Below are 20372 nucleotides of genomic sequence, written 5' to 3' on the forward strand. Positions count from 1 at the left end.
GAAATCCGTTCCTGGGGCAGGTAATCCGGGTATCGGACTTTCGGCGGGACCCCCTGCGCGCCCGGCGCGCAGCCCCGGACGGACGGATTCGACACGCGTGACGGAGCACCCCACCTCCTACGAGCGCCCGCAGCCGGGCGCCGACCCCGCTCAGGCCCGCGGGGCGCTCCTGCGTGCCCCGCAGCCCCAGGCGCAGGCACAGCCCCATCCGCTCGGCAGCACCGCGTTATCCGCGCAGGCACGCCCGGGCGAGACGCCCTCCGGCCCCGGTACCAGCACGTCCAAGGAGCACTCCGTCAACGGCCCCGAGCACGCCCAGCCCACCAGCGCTGAGCCCGATCCGCACCGGCCGCGCCCCACCGAGGGCATCCCGCCCCAGCCGGGCGCGGAGCAGGAGCGGGCCGCGGGCCCCCAGGAGCGTCGCAGCGGACGCGGGCTGCCGCCCGGCCGGCCGATGCCGATGCGGCGGGACGGTGACCGGCTGCGTTTCGTGGGCGCCGCGACCCGCCGGATCGCCCGGGGCATCGACCTCGACGAGATCGTGATGGGGCTGTGCCGGGCGACCGTGCCGACCTTCTCGGACGCGATCCTGGTCTACCTGCGCGACCCGCTGCCGGTCGGCGACGAGCGGCCCACCGGTGCGGTGGTGCTGCGGCTGCGCCGCACCGACCGGATCCCGGAGGAGCGGGACACCGAGGGCGGTTTTCCGCAGCTTCCCGTCCCGGAGCCCGATCCCGCCGAGGTCGGGCTGGCCGAGCTCACCGCCGAGCTGTGCGAGGTACGGCCGGGCGGTGCCCTCAACGAAGTACTACGGGGCGTACGACCGGTTTTCGCGGACTCCCCCGCGGCACGCTCCGCCCTGCCCGAACTCCTCGGCGAGGGCAACGAGTCGCTCGTCCCCGGCGCCCAGCGCGCGATCCTGGCCCCGCTGCGCGGCCGCCGCCGGGTGATCGGCGCGGCCCTGTTCCTGCGCCGTCCGGAGCGGCTCGCGTTCGAGGCGGACGATCTGCTGGTCGCCGCCCAGCTGGCCACGCACACCGCGCTCGGCATCGACAAGGCGGTGCTGTACGGCCGGGAGGCCTACATCGCCGACGAGTTGCAGCGGACCATGCTGCCCGAGCACCTGCCGAGTGCGACGGGGGTACGGCTGGCGTCCCGGTATCTGCCGGCGGCCGAGACCGCGCGGGTGGGCGGTGACTGGTACGACGCGATCCCGCTGCCCGGCAGCCGGGTCGCCCTGGTCGTCGGCGACGTGATGGGCCACTCCATGACGTCGGCGGCCATCATGGGCCAGCTGCGGACCACCGCGCAGACCCTCGCGGGCCTGGACCTGCCTCCGCAGGAGGTCCTGCACCACCTCGACGAGCAGGCCCAGCGACTGGGCAGCGACCGCATGGCGACCTGCCTGTACGCCGTCTACGACCCGGTCGCGCACCGCATCACCATCGCCAACGCCGGGCATCCGCCGCCGGTGCTGCTGCACCTGGGCGGCCGGGCCGAGGTGCTGCGGGTGCCGCCGGGGGCGCCGATCGGGGTCGGCGGGGTCGACTTCGAGGCGGTGGAGCTGGACGCGCCCGCCGGGGCGACGCTGCTGCTGTACACCGACGGTCTGGTGGAGTCCCGGCTGCGTGACGTGTGGACCGGGATAGAGCAGCTGCGGGAGAAGCTCGCCGCGACCGCGCAGCTGACGGGGCCGGATCATCCGCCGCCGCTGGAGGCCCTGTGCGACGAGGTGCTCGACATGCTGGGGCCGGGTGACCGTGACGACGACATCGCGCTGCTCGCCGCCCGGTTCGACGGGATCGCGCCGAGCGATGTGGCGTACTGGTACCTGGAGCCGGAGGACGCGGCGCCCGGCCGGGCCCGGCGGCTCGCGCGCCGGGCGCTGTCCCGCTGGGGGCTGGAGGAGCTGTCCGACTCCGTCGAGCTGCTGGTCAGCGAGGTGGTCACCAACGCGGTGCGGTACGCCTCGCGGCCGGTGACGCTGCGGTTGCTGCGGACGGATGTGCTGCGCTGCGAAGTGGGCGACGACGTGCCGCAGTTGCCGCGGCTGCGGCAGGCCCGGGCGACGGACGAGGGCGGCCGCGGGCTGTATCTCGTCAACCGACTGGCCCGGCGGTGGGGAGCGACGCGGCTCAGCACCGGGAAGGTCGTCTGGTTCGAGCTGAACCGGTGACGCCGTAGGGGCGACCCCCGGCACTTCTGGGAGTCGCCCCTACGGCGTTGCTATCGGCCGACGTTGCTACTGGCCGGCGTTGTTACTGGCCGGCGTTGTTACTGGCCGCCGTTGCCCGGCTCCAGCGGGTTGTTCGTGTCGCCGCCCGTCGGGGTCTCCACCGGGAGCGACGGCTCGTTCGTCGTGGGGGGCGGGGAGGTCGTCGGGGGGGTCTGGGACGGGGTCCGCGACGGCGTCTGGGACGGGCTCGCCGACTTCGACGGGGTCTCACTGGGCGTCTGGGAAGGCGTCTGCGAGGGGGTCGCCGACTTCGACGGGGTCACGGTGGGCTGGACCGCCGCGCCCAGGTCGGTCTCCAGCTCGAACTTCTGCTTCTTGGTGACGCCGAAGGTGTACGTCGCCCAGATCTGCGCCGGGTAGCCGCCACCGTTGATGCGGCCGGTGCCGGGGATGAGGCCGGTGGCGCCGGTCAGCGGGACCTGGTTGTGGGTCTTGGCGTCCTCGCCGAACAGGCCGACCGAGGTGACGAGGTCGGGCGTGTAGCCGGTGAACCAGGCCGACTTGTTGTTGTCGGAGGTACCCGTCTTGCCCGCCACCTGCTGGCCGTCGCGCAGCGGGTTCTGGGCCACCGACACCTTCGCCGTACCGTCGTCGACCACGCCGGTCAGCACCGAGGTCACCTGGTCGGCCGCGGTGCGGTTGATGACCTGGTCGCCGATCGGGTCCGGGATGTCGACCTTGCGGCCGGTCTTCTCCGCCGACGCGATGACCGTCGGGGTGACCTTCCTGCCGTGGTTGTCGAAGGTGGCGTACACCCCGGCCATCTCCAGCGGGCTCGCGCCCATGCTTCCGAGGGTCATCGCGGGCACCGCCTGCAGGCCCGTGGTGTCCAGGCCCAGCTGGTCGGCGGTCCGCATGACGTTCTTCATGCCGACGTCCACACCCATCTGCGCGAACACCGAGTTGACGGACTTGTTCATCGCCGTCTGCACGGTGATGTCGCCGTAGTCGGCCTTGTCCTCGTTCGGCGGCGAGAAGGCGATGTCGCTGCCCTTGACCGGACGGCCGCTGGTGCCGTCGTAGATCGTGTTCGCGTTGATGTCCTTGCCGTCCTGCGTCTTCGCCTGTTCTTCCAGGGCGGCCGCGAGGATGATCGGCTTGAAGGTGGACGCGGGCTGGTAGTCGGCGCGGGTGGCGTTGTCGGTGTAGTGGTCGTAGTAGCTCGTGCCGCCGTACAGCGCGAGGATCTTGCCCGTCTTGGGGTCGACGGAGACGGCGCCGGCCTGGACGTTCTTGTCGACCTTGCGCTTCTTGCCGTCGAGCTTGCTGGTGAGCTGGCTCTTGACGGCCGCCTCCAGCTTGGCCTGCTTCTTCCGGTCGATGTTCAGGGTGATGGTCCAGCCCTGGTCGACGACGAGGGCCTCCGCGTCGGACCGGCTGATGCCCTGTTCCTTCATCAGCTGGTTCTCCAGCTGGGTGTTGGCCAGTTCGACCAGGTAGCCCTTCTGGCCCTCGAGACCGGAGGCGGCCTTCGGCTGCTTGGGGATCGGGAACTTCATGGCGTCCCGCTTGGACTTGTCCAGCCAGCCCTGGCCGACCATGTTGTTCAGGACGTAGTTCCAGCGCTGCTGCACCAGCTCCCTGCCTGCCTTGCTCGCCACCGCCCAGTCGTACTGGCTCGGTGCCTGGAGGAGCGCGGCGAGGTAGGCGCCCTGCTGGACGTTGAGGTCCTTGGCGTCGACGTGGTAGTAGGCCTGGGCGGCGGCCTGGATGCCGTAGGCGCCGCGGCCGTAGTAGCTGGTGTTGATGTACCCGGCGAGGATGTAGTCCTTGGACCTCTCGCGGTCCACCTTCAGCGTGATGACCAGTTCCTTCAGCTTGCGCGTGATGGTCTGGTCCTGGTCGAGGTAGTAGTTCTTGACGTACTGCTGGGTGATCGTCGAACCGCCCTGGGTGCCGCGGCCCATCGCGGTGTTGTAGAGGCCGCGGGCCATGCCCCGCAGGTTGATGCCGTTGTCGTTGTAGAAGGTCTTGTTCTCGGCCGCGACGAAGGTGTGCTGGACGTCCTTCGGGACCTTCGACAGGTCCACGATCTCGCGGTTGACGGTGCCCTTGCGGGCGAGGACCGTGCCGTCGCTGTACTTGTAGACGTTGCTCTGGGTCTGCGCGAGGGCGTTGCCCGCGGGGACGCTGACCATCACGTACAGCGCGACGAAGGTGCCGATGCCCAGCAGACAGACGCCCAGGAACGTGCCGAGCATCTTCTTCCAGGTGAACAGCCGGCGTATCCGGCCCTGGGCGGGCTTGCCGCCCTTGCCCGGCTTGCCGGGCTTCGTCTTCGCGGCGGCCTTGCGGCGCTCCGCGCGGGTGGCACCCTCGGCCACGGAAGGGGCCGCGGCGGCAGTGGTGCCGGCCGCCGCCGGCGTCTCGGACTCGGGCGGCGGGGACGGGCGGTTCCGGGGCGCGGCACGGCGGCCACCCCGCTGCCGCGCTTTTCTCTCTTCCGCTCGTCCCATGAGTCCGTCTGCTCCGCTTCGTCTCGGCTGTCACACGTGTGTGCGGCTGTCGCACAAGCACTTGGCTCAGGTCAGTCCAGAAAGCTAACACCGCTCTCTATGACAAAGGACGCACGATCACGCCTTTCGCCGACGTGACAATCAGCACCCTGTCCAACGGAACCGACGACCAGGGGAGACGCAGGGTTGCTCGGCGCGTTAAAGTGATATCACTTAGCTAGAACAGAGCTAGGCATCGTCACTCAGGGGGGAACCCATGTCCGTCCACGACTCGACACTGACCGCCGACGTACCCGAGATGCCCGCCCCGCGCGTGCGGGAGTTCACGGCGCACAGCATCGGCGGCGGGCTCGCGCTGCTGCTGGGCCTTTCGGGGCTGGCGGCCGCCGTGGCGCTCTTCGCCGCCGCCTCCGTCAACCCCGCCTTCGCGGTCGGCGGCGTCCTCGTCTTCCTCGCCGCCGTCCTCGCGATGCGCGGACTGAACACGGTGGCGCCGGGCGAGGCGCGGGTGGTCCAGCTGTTCGGGCGGTACCGGGGCACGATCCGGCAGGACGGGCTGCGCTGGGTGAACCCCTTCACCTCGCGCACGAGGATCTCCACCCGGGTACGCAACCACGAGACCGCGGTCCTCAAGGTCAACGACGCCTACGGCAACCCGATCGAGCTCGCCGCGGTCGTGGTGTGGAAGGTCCAGGACACCGCGCAGGCCGTCTTCGAGGTCGACGACTACACGGAGTTCGTCGCCACGCAGACCGAGACCGCGGTGCGGCACATCGCCATCGAGTACCCGTACGACGCCCACGACGAGAGCGGGCTCTCGCTGCGCGGCAACGCCGAGGAGATCACCGAGAAACTGGCCGTCGAACTCCAGGCGCGGGTGGAGGCGGCCGGGGTGCGGATCGTGGAGTCGCGGTTCACGCATCTCGCGTACGCTCCGGAGATCGCCTCCGCGATGCTCCAGCGGCAGCAGGCCGGTGCGGTGGTGGCCGCGCGGCGGCAGATAGTCGACGGCGCGGTGGGCATGGTGGAGGCGGCGCTCGCGCGGATCGCCGAGCAGGGCATCGTGGAACTGGACGAGGAGCGCAAGGCGGCGATGGTGTCCAACCTGATGGTGGTGCTGTGCGGGGACCGGGCGCCGCAGCCGGTGCTCAACACCGGGACGCTCTACCAGTGACGGACTCGCCCTCTCCCGAGGAGGCGCCGCGGCGCCGGCCGCAGCAGCGCAAGCAGGTGCTGCTGCGGCTGGACCCGTCGGTGTACGACGCGCTGGCGCGCTGGGCCGGCGACGAGTTGCGCTCGGCCAACGCCCAGATCGAGTTCCTGCTGCGCCGCGCCCTCGCGGAAGCGGGCCGTCTCCCCGGCGAGGCAGGCCCCCTGCCACGCCGGGGCCGGCCACCGGGCGGCGCCACCCCGGGACCCCCGTCGGCCTGAACACCCCGGGCCGCGCCGAGGCCCGAAGTGCCGCGAGTTCGCACCCTGCCGTGCGCCCCCGTCGGCACCCGCCTTCCGCACCGGCGCCGGGCCCGCTCCGATCCCGGCCCGGTCGGCACGCGGCCGGCTCCTGACGAAGCCCTCGGCACCCACCCCCGCTGTCACCCGCCGCGGTGTCGCAGAACCGTGACATTCGGCCCCCACCTGCGGGGACACCCGGCGCGAGGCCGACGGGAGGACCGTGGGCCACGACCTGCACACGGTGTGTATACACCTTGCGTATACACAGTGTGTAGAGTGCTCCGCATGTCCATCGGTCACACCCTCCTGGGGCTCCTGGAGTCCGGCCCGCGCCACGGTTACGACCTCAAGCGGGCCTTCGACGAGAAGTTCGGTCACGACCGGCCGCTCCACTACGGCCAGGTCTATTCGACGATGTCCCGGCTGCTGAAGAACGGCCTGGTCGAGGTCGACGGCATCGAGGCGGGCGGCGGCCCGGAGCGGAAGCGCTACGCCATCACGGACGCCGGGATCACCGACGTCGAGCGGTGGCTGGCGACGCCCGAGAAGCCGGAGGAGTACCTCCAGTCGACGCTCTACACCAAGGTCGTGCTCGCGCTGCTGACGCACCGCGACGCCGCCGACATCCTGGACGGCCAGCGGGCCGAGCACCTGCGCAGCATGCGCATCCTGACGGACCGCAAGCGCCGCGGCGATCTCGCCGACCAGCTCATCTGCGACCACGCCCTGTTCCACCTGGAGGCGGACCTGCGGTGGCTGGAACTGACGGCCGCGCGGCTCGACAGGCTCCGGACGGAGGTGGCCAAGTGAGTGCTCCCGCTGGTTCGCTGCTCGCGGCCGAGGGGCTGCGGAAGGCCTACGGCCCGACCGTCGCCCTCGACGGGGCCGAGTTCTCGATACACGCCGGCGAGGTGGTCGCCGTCATGGGCCCGTCCGGGTCCGGCAAGTCGACCCTGCTGCACTGTCTCGCCGGGATCGTGCCGCCGGACGCGGGTTCGATCCGGTACGCCGAGCGGGAGATGGCGACCATGAACGACGCCGAGCGCAGTGCGCTCAGGCGCAGCGAGTTCGGGTTCGTCTTCCAGTTCGGGCAACTGGTGCCGGAACTGACCTGCGTGGAGAACGTGGCGCTGCCGCTGCGGCTGAACGGCACCTCCCGCAAGGAGGCCGAGAAGGCGGCCCTCGGATGGATGGCGCGCCTGGAGGTCGACGACCTCGCGAAGAAGCGGCCCGGCGAGGTCTCCGGCGGCCAGGGGCAGCGGGTCGCGGTGGCGCGGGCCCTGGTGACCGGGCCGCGGGTGGTGTTCGCGGACGAGCCGACCGGTGCGCTGGACTCGCTCAACGGCGAGCGCGTGATGGAGCTGCTGACGGACGCCGCCCGGTCCACCAACGCGGCCGTCGTGCTGGTCACGCACGAGGCGCGGGTGGCCGCCTACTCCGACCGCGAGATCGTCGTACGGGACGGCAGGTCCCGGGACATGGAGCGGACCGTATGAGCGGGCGCTGGGCCGGGGATCTGGCCATGGGGGCGCGGTTCGCCTTCACCGGCGGCCGGGAGGGCTGGATCCGGGCCCTGCTGACCGCGGTCGGCGTGGGACTCGGCGTCGCACTGCTGCTGCTCACGACGGCGGTGCCGAACATCCTGGACGCCCGGCACGCGAAGGAGGCCGCGCGGCAGGACTTCGTGGTGACACCGCCGAAGATCCCCGCGGCCGACGACACGATCGTCGTCGGCCATGTGAACACCTCGTGGTACGGCGCGGACATCCGGGCCCGGCTGGTCGACCCCGACGGACCGCACGCGCCGGTGCCGGTGGGCATCGACCGCGTCCCGGCGGCCGGCGAGATGTACGTCTCCCCCGCCCTGGAGAAGCTGCTGAAGGCGCCCGGCAACGGACTGCTGCGCGAGCGGCTGCCCGCGAAGGTGGTCGGGACGATCGGTGAGCGGGGGCTGATCGGCCCGACCGAACTCGCCTACTACATGGGCGTGCGGGGGCTGGAGCGGGAGATCGGCCAGGGCCCGGAGGTCGGCCGTATCAAGCACTTCGGTGACTCCTCCGGGGGGTCGGCGGACGGGCTGGACCCGATTCTGCTGCTGCTCGTGCTGCTCGTCTTCGTGGTGCTGCTGGCCCCGGTCGGCATCTTCATCGCCACCGCCGTACAGCTCGGCGGTGAGCGCCGCGACCGGCGGCTCGCCGCGCTGCGGCTGGTCGGCTGCGACGGCCGGATGGTGCGCCGGATCGCCGCCGGGGAGGCCCTGGCGGGCGCCGTGCTCGGCCTGGTGCTCGGCACCGGGTTCTTCCTGCTGGGCAGCCAGGCGGCGGCCACGATCGAGCTGTTCGACGTCAGCGTCTACCCGGACTACCTCACCCCGACGCCGGCCCTGGCCGCCCTGGTCGCCGTCGCGGTGCCCGCCGCAGCGGTCCTGGTCACCCTGTTCACGATGCGCCGGGTCGTCATCGAACCGCTCGGCGTGGTCCGCACGGCGCGGCCCGCGCGGCGCCGGCTGTGGTGGCGGCTGCTGCTGCCGGTCGGCGGCCTCGCGATGCTCTACCCGATGCTCGGACAGGGCGCCGACGGCGGGGACTTCAACCAGTACCTGGTGACCGGTGGTGTCCTGGCGCTGCTGGTCGGCGTCACCGCGCTGCTGCCCTGGGTGGTGGAACGCACCGTCGGCCGCCTCGGCGACGGCCCCGTCTCCTGGCAACTCGCGGTGCGCAGACTTCAGTTGAGCAGCGGTACGGCCGCCCGGATGGTCAACGGCGTCGCGGTGGCGGTGGCCGGCGCGATCGCCCTGCAGATGCTGTTCTCCGGCGTGCAGGCCGACTACACCAAGAACACCGGGAAGGACCCGCACCGCGCCCAGATGGAGGTGGACCTGCCGGACGGCGTCCAGGTGGCCGCCGCGGGGGCCGAACTCAAGGCGGCCAAGGGGGTGAAGGGGGCGGTGGCGCTGTCCCGGACGGAGTACGGCGACAAGCGCCTCGACCCGGCGAACACCATGCAGGTGGTCGTCGGGGACTGCGCGGCCCTGCGCGAGGTGGCGGTGCTGCCCGCCTGCCGCGAGGGGGACGCCTTCCTGTCCGCCACCTGGTCCGACGACCCCCCGGCCCGCAAGCTGCTGACCCCGGGCCACGCGGTGTGGGTCGGCCCGTCCTACAGCGGCAGCCCCGGCGTCGAGGCCCCGTGGACCGTACCGGCGAAGCTGCCGAAGGTGGCCGCCCGCAAGGACGCGCTGAGCACCGACCTCAACGGGGTCCTGGTCACCCCGTCCGCACTGCCCGCGAAGGCGCTGACGGCCCTGAGGGGAACCGTGTACCTGCGGCTGGACACGGCGGTGCCGGACGCGGAGGAGCAGGTGCGCACCGTCGCCATGGGCATCGCCCCGCTCGCCTACACCTGGGCCTGGGAGGCGACCACCCGCAACCCGAAGTACGACACCATCCGCACCGGCCTGTTCGTGGGCGCGGCCGCCGTTCTCGCCCTCATCGGGGCGAGCCTGCTGGTCACCCAGCTGGAGCAGTTGCGGGAGCGCAGGAAGCTGTTGTCGGCGCTGATCGCGTTCGGCACCCGGCGACGTACCCTCACCCTGTCCGTGCTCTGGCAGTCGGCGATCCCCATCGCGCTGGGCCTGCTGCTCGCGGCGGCGGTCGGGCTGACGCTCGGCGGGGTGCTGATGAAGATGACGGCGGTGCCGTTGCGGGTGGACTGGGTGAGCGTGCTGTCGATGACCGGTTTCGGCGCGGGGGTCGTCGTCGCGGTGACCCTGCTCAGTCTGCCGCCGCTGCTGCGGCTGATGCGCCCCGACGGCCTGCGGACCGAGTAGCGGACCCCGGGAGCCCCCCGAAGACCCCGCCCACCGGTCAGTGGGCGGGGTCTTCGGCCGCCTCCAGCTCCACGTCCTCGGGCTCCGCGTCCTCGGGCTCCACGAACTCGGGCTCCGCGTCGGCCGCCTCCGCCGCTTCGGCCTCGACGTCCGCGTCCTCCAGGTACCGTTCGTGCGAGTGCTGGTGGAGATAGCCGACCACCGTGTTCGTCACCGCCACCAGCGGTACGGCCACCACCGCGCCGCCGATGCCCGCGACCATGCCGCCGGCCGCGACCGTGAGGACCACCGCGAGCGGGTGCACCCGGACCGCCCGGCCGAGGATGAACGGTTGCAGGACATGGCCCTCGATCTGCTGCACGGCGAGGACGACGACCAGCGTCATGACCGCCGTGAACACGCCCTGGGTGACCAGGGCGACGACCACGGCCAGGGCGCCCGAGGCGACCGCGCCGACCAGCGGGATGAACGAGAACAGGAAGATGAAGACGGCGAGCGGGACGGCCATGGGGACGTCCAGGAAGTAGATGCCCAGGCCGATGAATATGGCGTCGATGAGGGCGACCAGCACCGTGCCCCGCACATAGGCGGTCAGGGTGCGCCAGGCCCGCGGTCCGGCACCGGCCACCCCCTCGCGGGCGGCGGAGGGGACCAGCTTCAGGAACCACTGCCAGATGCGCGCGCCGTCGTAGAGCAGGAAGAGCGTCGAGAAGAAGACCAGCAGCAGCCCGGTCAGCGCCTCGACCACGACCTGGACGCCCTCCAGACCGAACGACGTTATCTGGTCGGTGTTGGCGCCGATCGCCTCACGGAGGTTCTTGGCGATCTGGTTGATCTGCTTGTCCGTGACGTGGAAGGGGCTCTTCAGGAGCCAGTTGCGCAGATCGTCGATGCCGCTCTGGATCTGGTTGGAGAGCGTGTCGATGTTCTCCATGACCTGCCAGGTCACGAACCAGCCCATCAGGCCGATGATCACGAACCCGGAGATCGCGGTGAGCGCGGTGGCCGGACCGCGCGGCACGCCGCGCCGGCACAGCCAGGCGACCGTGGGCTGGAGCAGCGCGGTGATCAGCAGCGCGATGACGAAGGCGAAGACGACGAGCTGCACGGCGCTGATGACCCGCATCAGGACCCAGACCGTGCCGGCGAGCACCAGCAGCCGCCAGCCGGCCTCGGCGGCGACCCGCACTCCCCACGGGACGGCCGTCACGGGGTCGGGGCGCGGGGCGGGTTTCCGGAGCCGCTGGGGCCGCTCGGCCTTCTGGGCCGGCACGGGCGCGGATGCCGGCGCGGACGACGGGTGCGGTTCCGGTTCGCCGTGCTCCCGCTCCACCTCGGCCCGCCGCTCGTCCAACCGCTCGCCCATCTCGGTCAGTCCGGCACCGAGCCGGCCGAGCCACTGCGGCACTCGCGACATGATCCGCCCTCTGCTCCTCACCACTCCCCCTGGAGTCGTCCGCTCCGACCGTACAGGGCGACAGCCCCTCCCCCAAGGACGGGGAGGGGCTGTCGGAGGTTGAGAGACCGAACGGCTCTAGTACCAGTGGTTCGCCTGCCAGAAGGACCAGGCCTCGCACGGGCTGCCGTAGCGGGAGTTCATGTAGTTGAGGCCCCACTTGATCTGGGTTGCCGGGTTGGTCTGCCAGTCGGCGCCCACGGAGGACATCTTGGAGCCGGGCAGCGCCTGGAAGAGACCGTAGGCACCGGAGGAGGCGTTGACCGCCTGGTAGTTCCAGCTGGACTCGTGGTCCACGATGTTGCTGAAGCACTGGAACTGACCGCTCGCCACCATGCTCTGCGCCATCGCCTGGATCTGCGCCACGGTGTACGAGCTCTGGACCGGGAAGCTGGCCACGGAGGCGGAGCGGCTGGCCGCCTTCTTCGCCTCGGCGCGTGCCTTGGCGTCCTGGGCCGCCTTCTCCGCCGCCGCCTTCTTGGCGGTCGCGGTCTTGGCCGCCGCCACCCGGGCCGCCTGCTCGGCGTCCTTCTTGGCGCTCGCGTCGGCCTGGATGGCCATCGCGTCGGCCTGCTGCGTCAGGGAGGCGGTCTGCACCTGGGCCTGCTGACCAGCGGGCAGGTCGGCGAGGAGCGTGGTGTCGGCTGCTGTCGCCTCTGCGTCGTTGTTCGGCTGCGCCACGCTGCCCGAGGCAACACCGACGACGCTTCCGACAGCGGTGACCGCCGTGGCCGAGGCCACTGCGAATCCCCGGACCGAGATCCGGCTCACACGGTTTCCTTCCAGCATCGCCCGCTTCGGTGACCCTGGCGGACGCAATCGTGCCCCTGGCGCTGGCCTCCTCACTACTGGGTCACGGGAGACACGGGCCCGGTGGGCGGCTCCCGCGAGGGAGCGCCGCGTGGTGCTCGGGCGGCATACGACGTCGCTATGGAATTGGCTGCGCTGCGTCTGTTGTTCCGTACCGCTGGGGGTACAGGTGTGTCGTATGCGGGGCCTGACAGGAACGAGACTCTGCCGTAACCGGACGCCGGGTGGCAATTCCGAGTTGCGTGTGAAAGCTCACATCCCGTTTCCCCCACGGGATTTCAGGAAACCGGCACACGCGAAGGCGCCGCCCGGCTAGGCTCGGGGCCTTTGCCGGACGGCGCCAACAGATGACTGATCAGCCCATGTTGGACACCGGGATCAGATGTGTCCGTCCTCCAGCATTTCGGTCACAAGTGCGGCGATCTGGGACCTCTCGGACCGGGTGAGGGTGACGTGCGCGAAGAGCGGATGCCCCTTCAGCTTCTCGACCACCGCGACCACGCCGTCGTAACGGCCCACCCGCAGGTTGTCCCGCTGCGCCACGTCGTGGGTCAGCACCACCCGTGAATTCGCGCCGATCCGGGACAGAACGGTCAGCAGGACGTTCCGCTCCAGCGACTGGGCCTCGTCCACGATCACGAACGCGTCGTGCAGGGAGCGGCCGCGGATGTGCGTGAGCGGCAGCACCTCCAGCATCCCGCGGGCGGTGACCTCCTCGATGACCTCGCGGCTGGTGACCGCGGAGAGGGTGTCGAAGACCGCCTGCGCCCAGGGGCTCATCTTCTCCGCCTCACTGCCCGGCAGATAGCCCAGTTCCTGCCCGCCGACCGCGTACAGCGGCCGGAAGACCATCACCTTCTGGTGCTGGCGGCGCTCCAGGACCGCCTCCAGGCCCGCGCACAGCGCCAGCGCGCTCTTGCCGGTGCCGGCCCGGCCGCCCATCGACACGATGCCCACGTCCGGGTCGAGCAGCAGGTCGAGCGCGATGCGCTGCTCGGCGCTGCGGCCCTTGATGCCGAACGCCTCGCGGTCGCCGCGCACCACCCGGATGGTGCCCTCGGCCGTGACCCGGCCGAGCGCCTTGCCCCGCTCGGACTGGATGGTCAGACCGGTGTGCACGGGAAGGTCGGCGGCCTCGGGCGCGTACACGTGGCCTTCCTCGAAGAGGATGTCAACCTGCTCACCGGACAGGGTCAGTTCGGACATTCCGGTCCAGCCGGAGGAGTCCGTGATGGCGAGTTCGGCACGGTACTCCTCGGCGAGGAGACCGACCGAGGACGCCTTGATCCTGAGCGGCAGGTCCTTCGATACGACGGTGACGTCGTACCCCTCGGCCTGCAGGTTGCGGGCGACCGCGAGAATGCGGGAGTCGTTGTCCCCCAGGCGGTAGCCGCTCGGCAGGACGCTGGGGTCCGAGTGGTTGAGCTCGACACGGATGGTGCCGCCCAGGTCGCCGATCGGGATGGGGGCATCGAGGCGGCCGTGCCGGACCCGGTAGTCGTCCAGCAGGCGCAGCGCCTGCCGGGCGAAGTAACCGAGCTCGGGATGGTGCCGCTTGGCCTCCAGCTCCGTGACCACCACGATCGGGAGCACGACCTCGTGCTCCTCGAAGCGGGTCATGGCGTTCGGGTCGGCCAGCAGGACGCTGGTGTCGAGAACATAGGTGCGCCGGTCGGACTTGCGGCGCGCTGTGCTGGTCACCACGGAAGGACGTACCCCCTCGGATGAGGTCGGGGAGCGACGAGGATGGGAGCCGGGCTGGGCCGGGCGGGAGAAGTCCCGACCGGTCGACGGCCGCCCTGCACGGGCCGAAAACCGGCCCCCCGCTGCTTCTTCCGTGCCGTGACCGCACGGTCGGGCTGGTGCAAAGGGCCTCCCGGGCGGACGGCCCCGAGCCGCCCGCTGAGATCCGATGCCCGTGGTTCGGGCATCGACCTGTTTGGCTTATGCCCTCGAACATGCGCCGCCATGCCACTGTCTGCAACGACGAGACGGTGAACTCCGCGTTACCCGTGCCCCGAAAAGGGTGATTCACACCTCATGGGTGAGCTGGGGCGGTCCCCCGTGACGACGGGGTTGTCCGGCGTGGCCGGGGTGCGGCGGGGCGTGTGTCGTGTTGACGTCCGCCGTCACCAAGACGTCACCCGCCGTAGCGGCGATGGCGGGCCGCGTAGTCACGCAGGGCGCGCAGGAAGTCGACCTTGCGGAACGCGGGCCAGAAGACCTCGCAGAAGTAGTACTCCGAGTGGGCGGTCTGCCAGAGCATGAATCCGGACAGCCGCTGCTCGCCGCTGGTGCGGATGACGAGGTCGGGGTCGGGCTGGTCGCCCGTGTAGAGGTGACGGCCGATCATCTCGACGTCGACGGAGTCGGCGAGGCCCTCCATCGACATGCCCTTCTCGTGGGCGTCGAGGATCATCGAGCGGACCGCGTCGGCGATCTCCTGCCGGCCGCCGTAGCCGATGGCGACGTTCACCAGTATTCCGTCGACGTGCGCCGTGGCCTCCTCCGCCTCCTTCAGCGCGTGCTGCATCTGGGAGGGCAGCAGGTCGGGGGTGCCGACGTGGTGGACACGCCAGCGGCCGTCGGCGGCGAGGGTGCGGACCACGTTCTCGATGATGCCGAGGAGGGGGACCAACTCCTCCGGCGGGCGGTTGAAGTTGTCCGTCGACAGCAGCCAGAGGGTGACGACCTCGACGTCCGTCTCCGTGCACCAGCCGAGGAACTCCTCGATCTTCTCGGCGCCGGCCCGGTGACCGTCGACGGGGGTGGAGCCGGCGGCCTTCGCCCAGCGTCGGCTGCCGTCCACGATGACACCGATGTGCTTCGGCACCTGAGCGTGGTCCAGGTGGCCTTCCACCCGGCGTGCGTAGAGCCTGACGAGCAGGCCGCGCAGCTTGTCGCGCAGGTTCACTTGAAGTCCGCCCCTCGTGATTCGGCTGCGGGAGTGTGCGGGAATCCGCGGGCCGAAGCCTACCCCGCTGGGAGTTGAGGGGGGGTTCCGCGGGGAGGGAGCCCACCGGACGGGGAGTTGTGGCGCCCGAACGGCCGCATCCCGGGCGCCTGGGGCCGAGTGCGCACGGACGCGAACGGGGACGGCGCCGTGGGCAGAAAAAAACGGGCCGGTCCGTGGGGGGGAGACGGACCGGCCCGAGGGGGGGGTTCCACCATAACCCTTCGTAAGTGATGCTGCGCGCATCGGCGCGCCATCACTACTCTCCGCAGTCGTCCGACAGCGCCTTGAGGGGGTGGAAACGCTGGATTCTGGGGCCTCGGGTGGCCGATTCACGGCGGAATCCCAGGGAAAGTGGCCCCCAACGAGGAGATCAAGAGGGTTTGAGCCGTCTTGAGGGCCCCTCGGCGGGTTGTCCCTCCGTCCCCCCGACGGGCGACCCGCGCCGCGAACGGCGGCTTGACGGGAGCGGCCGACGCATCACGGCACCGCGCAGCCCCCTCCACTGCGCGGTGCCGCCCGCGCAGCTTTGCTCACGCGAATTACCTTGGTCCGAACTTACGCGAATCTCCGGTTCGACATGAAGCCACGACGGTAACGATGTGGGAACGCCGTGCCCATGTGGAGTGAACGTGAAGATCAATTGTTCGCTTATGCGTAGTTCCATAGTGATCCGCACCGGTTGGTCCGCTTGGGTGAGACCGTCCCGGCATGCACCGCAATGATCGCTGGAGTCCGGTGCGGCCAGGAACCGTCGTCCGGGTCCCCGGACGACGGTTCCTGGCCATTCTTCGGCGCCTGGCATTCCAAGGCGGGTGCATCGGGGCCGCCGGACCGCGATCCGCGCGTCCGCAGCAGCGACGACGGGTCCCGGCCGACGGCTCATGGCACGAGCGGCCGGACCTCCTGTGCGGCGAACCGCACGAAGCCCTCGGGATCGGGTTCGTCCCCCGTCGGCTGGAGGATCACGGTGTCGGCGCCGGACTCCGCGAGCCGCCGCACGGCCTTCGCGACGGCGTCCGCGTCCCCGGCGACCCCGAGGCCGGGGACGGAGTCCAGTTTCTCCGCGACGAGTTCGGCCCGCAGCCGGGCGGCGGCGTCGGGTCCGGTGGCGGTGAGCAGATAGACGACGACCGGGTGCGGTTCGCCGGGATCGCGCCCCGCGGCGGCCCGCCCCTCCTCGATGAGCCGCCGCGCCCGGCGGACCCCGTCGGGGGAGGTGGCGGAGGTGAGCACGGTCCCGTCGGCGGCCTCGCCCGACAGCCGCAGTGTGCGGGGCCCTTCGGCGCCGGCGAGGACGGGGACGGGGGTGGGCGGCGGCCAGTCCAGCGCGACGTCGTCGAGCCGGACGTACCGCCCGCTCACGCTCAGCCGCTCCCCGCGCAACAGGCCGCGCAGGGCGTCGAGATGCTCCCGCAGCAGGGTCAGCGGTGACTGGGCGCGGGCGCCGACCTGGCCCATCCAGTCCTGCACGCCGTGTCCGACGCCGAGTACGGCGCGGCCGGGGAACATCCGGTGCAGCGTGGCCGCCTCCATCGCGGTGAGGGCGACGTTCCGCAGGGGCACGGGCAACAGCCCCACGCCGATGCGCACCCGCTCACTCCAGGCGAGCGCGGCGGCGGCCGCCGAGATCCCGCCCTCCCGAAAACAGTCCTCCCACAGCCACAACTCCTCAAGCCCCACCTCATCAGCGACCCCCACCACCTCACGAAGCCGCTCGGGGGGAAGCTGGGGGCGGAATACTGCGCCTAGTGCGGTCATGGGGGTGGTCCTACCCGGAGGCGGGTGGCCGGCAACTCCGTATTCTGGGGGGCCGGACTTCACGAGAGGGGCGAGTTGGGATCCGGTAGACAGACTCCCGCGCGGCGGGCACGGTCCACGGCGGCCGGACTCGCCCCGCGGACATGGGCGACGCCCTGATCATTTGTCGGGCGCTGTCGGATCACGTAGAACCGCCGGGGACCGGGAGCGGCGACAACAACGGCGAAGCGCGGGTCGCCAGCGAACCACACCAGCCTGACCTGAGCGGTCTTCTCGGTGGCGTAACCGCGTCCGAGGCGCCGTCGCCACCACATGGACCGCGCGTGCGCTTGGAGAATCATCGGCAGTGTCTCGTCCGGACGCTCGGGGTCGGGAAAACGCACCCAGACGTCCCCGGCTGTAGCCCCGGGGACTTCACCGATTCCGCTCTCGGGCTCCTCGAGCACCTGCCACGGGTAGGCGCGCAGCAACCGCCGGGCGCGGAAAGCAAAGGAGATGTAGGCAGGCTGGAGAAACGCCCGGTAGAACGTATAGAGCAGGGGGACGAAGAAGAACCACAGCGTCCAGCTGATCGACATGACCACGTACCAGGCCAGCAGGCCCAGCCACGCGACGGGCCACAGAGCCTGGCCCAGAAACGCCCAGCTGACCAGCTTCGCCCAGGCGCGGCGGGTCGCGGGATCGTCCCAGGCCGTCAAGTGATGCATGGATGGCATATCACTCCTTGTCGGGCACATCGGACACATGGTGCAGTGGGTCTTCGAAGCTGACTGTGGCGGCGATGCCCCTGAGCAGATCGCGGTAGTGCCGGGCGTGCTCGACAGCCGTCGTGGCCAGCGAGAGGATCGCGATGCGCCGACCGTCGAGGCACGGTACGCGTGCCGTGACCTGGAGCAGGCCACCTGGTGCGTCGAGGCCCAGTTCCGAGGGCACGTCCACTCTTGTCTGCACGAGCGCGGCGGGACCGCACGGCAGGTCCAGGATTTCGAGGTGCTCCGCCTCTTCGGGGGCGGTTGCCGCGCGGGCCGCGAGGATACTGCGTGGAGCCCATTCGGTGGCCCGCCAGGCAAGCGTGAAGATCGACAGCAGTGGCCCGCCGTCCGTCTGGTCGTCCGCGTGAAGCCCCAAGCAGCAGTGCACCGCCCCGGCCTCCAGGAGGAGTCGGGCCAGCCGAAGAACCGGGCCCAGACTGGTCAGCGGTCCTGCCGTCCGTGCCGGCTCGTGTGCCGCCGTCGTCAGTTCCTGGAGTGGCATCGGCACGAATCCCGGGGGCATCGCAAACCAGACGTCGGCGTCCGGGCTTCGGGCGGAGTCGTCGATCACGTAGCCACCACCGCTCATGGCGCTTCACCCGCACCACGGAGCAGGAAGTGGAGCGCGCCCGCGGTCGCCGGGACGTCGACCGCGAGAGTTCTGGGCCCGTCGAGGAAACTGGTGAGAGTTTTGGCCGTGTCGTTGTCCAAGGCGTCGACAAAGCTGCTCGCGACGCCGTAGACGGCGGTACCGGCCCCCATGACGGTCGCCGGTTTGTCCACCCTCTCGACGATCGGTGCCAGTCGTCCACCGAACACACGAGGATGGGAAAGAAGGTTGACAGCGCCCTCGGCCGCCTCGGCCTCTGTCCGGATGGAGACGCCCACGGTCTTGATCGAGGTCCCCGTTCTGATCCCGGCCCTGGCGATTCTCTGCCCGAGAGTCAGCGCCTCGTCGGTCTCACCGACCGCTCCCGCAGTGGCGGACAGCAGCTCGGGAGCCTTCATGGTTCCCTTGGCCACCGCCCCCAGCCCCGGCAGGGTTCCGAGGAAGTCGCCTGCCGTGCCGAGCAGGTTGCCCCAGAAGTCGATGTCCAGTTCGCCCTTCGTGAAGCCGTCCTCCAGGGACGCCAGGACCTCGGGGTCGCCGACGCGCAGGGTGAAGGCCGTTGCGCTCAGCAGGCCTGCCGCCAGGAACAGCATCCAGGGGGCGATCGCCGTCAGACCCAGCAGCGCGATCACGCCCAGCACCGCGGCGCACGCGCTCAGGATGTCCGGCAGGTTGTCGCCCACCCAGTCCGTGAACCTGTCCCACGCGCCCGGCTCGCGCGGCGCCGACCTGTACGCGGCGTCGCCGATGTACCGGGCCCGCTTGCGCGCGGTCTCCTCGTGCTCGCCCGCGAGGGAACGCGCGCGCCGCAGTACCTCGTCCAGGTCGCCCTGCGCCGCCGCGACCCTGTGGTCGGCCCCCTCAGCGTGGTCCCGGGCCCGCCGCAGCGCCTCGCGCGCGTCCTTCGCCTCACCGTCGAGTTTCCTCGCCCGCCGCTGGAACTCCTCCAGTTCGGCCGCCCACAGATCCAGCTGCCCGGCGGCCTCGCCGACGGAGCGGGCGCCGTCGTCCAGAGTGAGCGGCAGTGGACCGCCCTCCAACCGCTCCCGGAAGGCGACAGCCGCGTCCCCCTCCCAGTAGCTGCCGTTCATCAGCTTCGTGACCTTCGCGCGGGCCCTCTCCATCTCCCTGGCGCAGTCGGACAGCTTGCGGTGCAGGTCTCGCACCAGGTCCGTGTCACCGGGCGCCGGGTCGAAGCCGAGATGCGGACAGCGGTCCGCGCCCGCACCCCGCCCCGGCACTCGCCCCGTCATCCGGCCCCGCCCTTCCGGCGCGCCTTCGCCAACGCCCGTTCCAGCGCCACGTCCACCTCGTGGAAGTCGTCCTTCGCCTTCCGCGTGATGTCGGCGAGCTCCCCGATCTGCTCGGCGATCTCCTCGGCTCCGTGCCGCCAGTCCTCCTGGAACCGGTCGCAGGCCTTGTCCAGGTCATCCGTGCCGAGGCCCTCGACCCCCGGATCGTGCAGCACCTTCCGCACGGCCGTGAACGACTCCCGCGCCTTCCTCAGGTCCTTGAAGAACCGGTCCAGCTCGGTGCCGTCGACCTTCAGCCGATCCGCCATGTGCGCCCCTCTTCAGACGGGGCCGGAGCTCCCATGATCCGTTCAACGACGCCACTGAGCTTCGGTGACATGCCTGCCCCGGAACTCGGCAGGCCGTACGATCGCCTGCGTCATCACCGTGGAAGGGGGCGGGCGTGGGGCGCTGGCGGGACGGGCGTGGGCTGCTGCTCATCCACGGGGACGGCGAACCCGTCGGTGTTCCGCTGGAGATCGCGGCCTCGTACCGGGCGCGTACGAAGGGGTTGCTGGGACGCGACTCGATCGACGGCGCGATGCTGCTCACACCGGCGGGCAGCGTGCACACCTTCCGTATGCGGATGCCGATCGACGTCGCCTACCTGGACCGCCGTCTGACCGTCATCGCCGTGCGCACGATGCCACCGGGACGCCTCGGACTGCCCCGCCTCCGCTCCCGGCACGTGCTGGAGGCGGAGGCCGGAGCCATGGCGGGGTGGGGCGTGGTGAAGGGGGCCCGGGTCGGCGTCGAGGTGCGGTGACC

17 protein-coding genes are annotated in these 20372 nt (G+C 71.0%); 7 read left to right on the forward strand and 10 right to left on the reverse strand.

Going from position 1 to position 20372, the window contains the following annotated elements; all coding sequences use genetic code 11:
• Nucleotides 1–97: 97 nt before the first annotated feature.
• On the forward strand, nucleotides 98–2176 hold the full coding sequence (locus AB0958_RS07695) for a SpoIIE family protein phosphatase (RefSeq protein WP_366889419.1): 2079 nt from the start codon (nucleotides 98–100) through the stop codon (nucleotides 2174–2176).
• Between the two features lie 98 nt (nucleotides 2177–2274).
• Here AB0958_RS07695 and AB0958_RS07700 read toward each other — a convergent pair whose 3' ends face one another.
• Nucleotides 2275–4692: a transglycosylase domain-containing protein gene (locus AB0958_RS07700; protein ID WP_366889420.1), complete on the reverse strand. Its 2418-nt coding sequence runs from the start codon at nucleotides 4690–4692 to the stop codon at nucleotides 2275–2277.
• 256 nt (nucleotides 4693–4948) lie between these two features.
• Here AB0958_RS07700 and AB0958_RS07705 point away from each other — a divergent pair, with 256 nt between their 5' ends.
• The 5 genes from AB0958_RS07705 to AB0958_RS07725 all read left to right on the forward strand — a co-directional run bounded on the left by AB0958_RS07705 (nucleotide 4949) and on the right by AB0958_RS07725 (nucleotide 9970).
• Entirely contained in the window at nucleotides 4949–5866 is a 918-nt protein-coding gene (locus AB0958_RS07705) for an SPFH domain-containing protein (protein WP_366889421.1), read from the forward strand.
• Nucleotides 5863–6123, forward strand: a complete 261-nt coding sequence (locus tag AB0958_RS07710; RefSeq protein ID WP_366889422.1) for a hypothetical protein — start codon at nucleotides 5863–5865, stop codon at nucleotides 6121–6123. The genes AB0958_RS07705 and AB0958_RS07710 overlap by 4 nt, the downstream gene beginning before the upstream one ends.
• Before the next feature lie 306 nt (nucleotides 6124–6429).
• Nucleotides 6430–6954 carry a PadR family transcriptional regulator gene (locus tag AB0958_RS07715; protein ID WP_366889423.1) on the forward strand — a complete coding sequence of 175 codons (525 nt, stop codon included), beginning with the start codon at nucleotides 6430–6432 and terminating at the stop codon, nucleotides 6952–6954.
• Nucleotides 6951–7640: an ABC transporter ATP-binding protein gene (locus AB0958_RS07720; RefSeq protein ID WP_366889424.1), complete on the forward strand. Its 690-nt coding sequence runs from the start codon at nucleotides 6951–6953 to the stop codon at nucleotides 7638–7640. The genes AB0958_RS07715 and AB0958_RS07720 overlap by 4 nt, the downstream gene beginning before the upstream one ends.
• Nucleotides 7637–9970: an FtsX-like permease family protein gene (locus AB0958_RS07725; RefSeq protein WP_366889425.1), complete on the forward strand. Its 2334-nt coding sequence runs from the start codon at nucleotides 7637–7639 to the stop codon at nucleotides 9968–9970. The genes AB0958_RS07720 and AB0958_RS07725 overlap by 4 nt, the downstream gene beginning before the upstream one ends.
• 37 nt (nucleotides 9971–10007) lie before the next feature.
• Here the strand turns inward: AB0958_RS07725 and AB0958_RS07730 are convergent, their stop codons facing one another.
• The 9 genes from AB0958_RS07730 to AB0958_RS07770 all read right to left on the reverse strand — a co-directional run bounded on the left by AB0958_RS07730 (nucleotide 10008) and on the right by AB0958_RS07770 (nucleotide 19873).
• Complete coding sequence (locus tag AB0958_RS07730; RefSeq protein ID WP_366889426.1) at nucleotides 10008–11387, reverse strand: AI-2E family transporter; 1380 nt, start codon at nucleotides 11385–11387, stop codon at nucleotides 10008–10010.
• A 117-nt stretch (nucleotides 11388–11504) separates the two neighbouring features.
• Entirely contained in the window at nucleotides 11505–12215 is a 711-nt protein-coding gene (locus tag AB0958_RS07735) for a transglycosylase SLT domain-containing protein (protein WP_366889427.1), read from the reverse strand.
• A gap of 399 nt (nucleotides 12216–12614) precedes the next feature.
• The gene (locus AB0958_RS07740; RefSeq protein ID WP_132891196.1) at nucleotides 12615–13940 is read right to left on the reverse strand and encodes a PhoH family protein; all 1326 of its coding nucleotides are present in this window, start codon (nucleotides 13938–13940) and stop codon (nucleotides 12615–12617) included.
• Nucleotides 13941–14376: 436 nt separating this feature from the next.
• Nucleotides 14377–15150, reverse strand: a complete 774-nt coding sequence (locus tag AB0958_RS07745; RefSeq protein WP_366889428.1) for an isoprenyl transferase — start codon at nucleotides 15148–15150, stop codon at nucleotides 14377–14379.
• A gap of 921 nt (nucleotides 15151–16071) precedes the next feature.
• Nucleotides 16072–16950, reverse strand: a complete 879-nt coding sequence (locus AB0958_RS07750) for an LLM class flavin-dependent oxidoreductase (RefSeq protein ID WP_366889429.1) — start codon at nucleotides 16948–16950, stop codon at nucleotides 16072–16074.
• Nucleotides 16951–17009: 59 nt separating this feature from the next.
• Nucleotides 17010–17657 (reverse strand): hypothetical protein, encoded by a 648-nt coding sequence (locus AB0958_RS07755; RefSeq protein ID WP_366889430.1) that lies wholly within the window; start codon nucleotides 17655–17657, stop codon nucleotides 17010–17012.
• Between the two features lie 10 nt (nucleotides 17658–17667).
• On the reverse strand, nucleotides 17668–18273 hold the full coding sequence (locus AB0958_RS07760) for a hypothetical protein (RefSeq protein ID WP_366889431.1): 606 nt from the start codon (nucleotides 18271–18273) through the stop codon (nucleotides 17668–17670).
• Between the two features lie 14 nt (nucleotides 18274–18287).
• Nucleotides 18288–19565: a hypothetical protein gene (locus AB0958_RS07765; protein ID WP_366889432.1), complete on the reverse strand. Its 1278-nt coding sequence runs from the start codon at nucleotides 19563–19565 to the stop codon at nucleotides 18288–18290.
• On the reverse strand, nucleotides 19562–19873 hold the full coding sequence (locus AB0958_RS07770; RefSeq protein WP_366889433.1) for a hypothetical protein: 312 nt from the start codon (nucleotides 19871–19873) through the stop codon (nucleotides 19562–19564). The genes AB0958_RS07765 and AB0958_RS07770 overlap by 4 nt, the downstream gene beginning before the upstream one ends.
• 134 nt (nucleotides 19874–20007) lie before the next feature.
• On the opposite strand from AB0958_RS07770, the gene AB0958_RS07775 reads away from it, so the two are divergent.
• A complete protein-coding gene (locus AB0958_RS07775; RefSeq protein ID WP_366889434.1) occupies nucleotides 20008–20370 on the forward strand; it encodes a DUF192 domain-containing protein in 363 nt (120 codons plus the stop codon).
• Nucleotides 20371–20372: the final 2 nt, after the last annotated feature.

Source organism: Streptomyces sp. NPDC006655, assembly GCF_040703965.1.
Classification (GTDB): domain Bacteria; phylum Actinomycetota; class Actinomycetes; order Streptomycetales; family Streptomycetaceae; genus Streptomyces.

Bases quoted from the DNA above. Each gene is read 5' to 3' on its own strand.
- AB0958_RS07715 (WP_366889423.1), top strand. From the start codon at position 6,430: ATGTCCATCGGTCACACCCTCCTGGGGCTCCTGGAGTCCGGCCCGCGC.
- AB0958_RS07725 (WP_366889425.1), top strand. From the start codon at position 7,637: ATGAGCGGGCGCTGGGCCGGGGATCTGGCCATGGGGGCGCGGTTCGCC.
- AB0958_RS07755 (WP_366889430.1), bottom strand. From the start codon at position 17,657: ATGCATCACTTGACGGCCTGGGACGATCCCGCGACCCGCCGCGCCTGG.
- AB0958_RS07770 (WP_366889433.1), bottom strand. From the start codon at position 19,873: ATGGCGGATCGGCTGAAGGTCGACGGCACCGAGCTGGACCGGTTCTTC.
- AB0958_RS07735 (WP_366889427.1), bottom strand. From the start codon at position 12,215: ATGCTGGAAGGAAACCGTGTGAGCCGGATCTCGGTCCGGGGATTCGCA.
- AB0958_RS07700 (WP_366889420.1), bottom strand. From the start codon at position 4,692: ATGGGACGAGCGGAAGAGAGAAAAGCGCGGCAGCGGGGTGGCCGCCGT.
- AB0958_RS07750 (WP_366889429.1), bottom strand. From the start codon at position 16,950: ATGACCGCACTAGGCGCAGTATTCCGCCCCCAGCTTCCCCCCGAGCGG.
- AB0958_RS07730 (WP_366889426.1), bottom strand. From the start codon at position 11,387: ATGTCGCGAGTGCCGCAGTGGCTCGGCCGGCTCGGTGCCGGACTGACC.
- AB0958_RS07705 (WP_366889421.1), top strand. From the start codon at position 4,949: ATGTCCGTCCACGACTCGACACTGACCGCCGACGTACCCGAGATGCCC.
- AB0958_RS07765 (WP_366889432.1), bottom strand. From the start codon at position 19,565: ATGACGGGGCGAGTGCCGGGGCGGGGTGCGGGCGCGGACCGCTGTCCG.